This window comes from Collinsella aerofaciens (genome assembly GCF_015557435.1).
Classification (GTDB): domain Bacteria; phylum Actinomycetota; class Coriobacteriia; order Coriobacteriales; family Coriobacteriaceae; genus Collinsella; species Collinsella aerofaciens_Z.
This window is the reverse complement of the sequence record NZ_JADNOH010000094.1, coordinates 1-2,087: the sequence shown is the minus strand read 5'-3', so window position 1 is coordinate 2,087 and position 2,087 is coordinate 1. Positions and strand designations below refer to the sequence as shown.

The 2,087-nt window shown below is 59.0% G+C and carries 2 protein-coding genes; both read left to right on the top strand.

Annotated features, from left to right (window positions below):
- The first annotated feature begins 422 nt into the window (after window positions 1-422).
- Entirely contained in the window at window positions 423-1,655 is a 1,233-nt protein-coding gene (locus tag I2G43_RS09230) for a plasmid recombination protein (RefSeq protein ID WP_195535928.1), read from the top strand.
- A gap of 43 nt (window positions 1,656-1,698) precedes the next feature.
- Window positions 1,699-1,935: a ribbon-helix-helix domain-containing protein gene (locus tag I2G43_RS09225; protein WP_035138971.1), complete on the top strand. Its 237-nt coding sequence runs from the start codon at window positions 1,699-1,701 to the stop codon at window positions 1,933-1,935.
- Window positions 1,936-2,087 lie beyond the last annotated feature (152 nt).

The following is a 2,087-nucleotide window of genomic DNA, read 5'->3' as shown; positions in this document are numbered from 1 at the left end:
GAATAGACCAGACTTGATTAAGGGTCGATGGACGCTCTGCTCCATCGACCCTTTCCTTGCCCGTGTCTCGACTGGATGAGACCTGCAGAATCGGGCGGCTCATTATTTTTCGCTAACTACGTCCGAAAAATAATGTGACAAATGACAAATGACAAATGACCACAGGGGGGGCGAGGTACTACGACCTCGCCCATGGGAATCCGATATCCGATACCGATACGTCGGGGTGGTTTGGAGGGGTTTTACCCCTCCATCTCGGCGGAGCCGAGCGGGCAAGGAAGAGGTGCCGCCACCGATGACGCGCAGCAATCTCGACCGCTGGGAGGATTGCGGAGAAGCCCCGCAGGGCACGTCCTTAGCGCAGCTAAGGTCTAACGTGCTAGACTTTAGGCGACTAAAATCTGACGCAAGGCGGTTCCGACATGGCACACATAGCGAAGTACAAGGCAACCTCGGTCGGTCACATGCTTGCCCACTACAGGCGCGACGAGTCCAGTCTGGGTCGCGACAACATCGACCCGAAGCGCGTGAAGAACGACATGGTCGTTGCCCACTACACCAACAAGGACGGGAAGCTCGTTGTGGGGCGCGTGGTGCCCCGTGAGGGCGAGCCGAACTGGGGCACGGTGGAGCGGCGCATAGAGCGCGTGAACGAGGCCCAGAAGGCCGCAGGGAAGCGCGCAACGCGCAAGGACGCGGTGGTTATGGCCGACGTGGTGGTGACGCTTCCCGATAACGTCCGCAAGGGCGATGAGGATAGGTTCTTCCGTCTCACGTACTGGTACCTGTCGAACAAGTTCGGCATCGACAACATGATGGGCGGATACGTCCACAAGGACGAGGTGCTGAAGGACGGCACGCCCGCCCGCGATCACATGCACGTGCCGTTCACACCTATTCTCGATGGGCGTTTCAACTACAAGAAAATGTGCCCGCGCTCGTTCTACCAGTCGATGCACAAGGAGCTTGGGGACTACCTCGAGAAGCGCATGGGCTACCGCCCTGCAATCGAGCTTGACGAGGAGACGCGGGCGCAGCGCGTTTACACGGACAAGTCCGTGGACATCGACAAGGTACGCGGGGCGGTCGATAGGGCGGTCGTGCAACCTGCCGAGGACGAAGCGGCGCGAATCGTCGCGGCGGCTAGGGAAGAAGCCGCCGCTTTGCTAAACGATGCCGAAGCGCGTAAGGCAGAGCTTGTTACCGAGATTGCCGACAAGGAGGGTGACCTTGCCGAGCTTGACAGCCAGCTCGAGGACGTGAAGCTCGATATCGAAGATGAGCAAGACCGATTGGAGTGTCTTCGGCAACGAGCGGACGGAGTTGCGCGAGACGTTGGAGAGCTTCGCTCCATCGCTGCCGAGGTTCGGGGCTGGGAAGCTGCGGGAAAAGCTGAGCGCGGCGCAATCCTCGATAGAATCGCTGCTCAGTGCGATGGACTCGCGAGCCGCATCAGAGCAGGAGTTGCGGGAATTAGGCTCAAAGTGGAAGAGCTTAGAAGCCGAATATCGCGCCCGCTCGAATATCTGATGCGCAGGGAGCAGCCAAGGCAACAGAGCCTTAATGACGTGCTGCGCGATGCGCAGCGGGCGGCGGATGCGTGGAACCGCGACCACGCTGCACCGCAGAGGACGTATCGCGGGCGGGCTAGATGATGTGTTATAGTAGTACCTGTAATACACGACAAGGAGGTGCGACATGGCTACCGCGGTCACATCAATGAGGATTCCAACCGAGTTGAACGAGCGCTACAGCCGTCTTGCGAAGGAGACTGGCAGGTCGAGGAGCTTCTACGTTAACGAAGCCCTGCAAGAAGCTATCGACCGTTTCGAGTACGAGTACGGGATTCTCAAGGATATCGAGGACTATCGTGCTGGCAGGCTTGAGACCTACAGCATCGACGAGGTAAGGGCGCACTGTGGCCTGGCGAATTGATTTCACGAGGAACGCCGACAAGGCGATGCGCAAGCTCGATAAGGGCGTTGCCGCGCGGGTGTTTGACGAGCTTGACGAGATAGCGAAGCTCGAAGACCCAAGAAGCAGGGGCAAGGCATTGACGGGAAACTTGGCAGGCGTGTGGCGATACA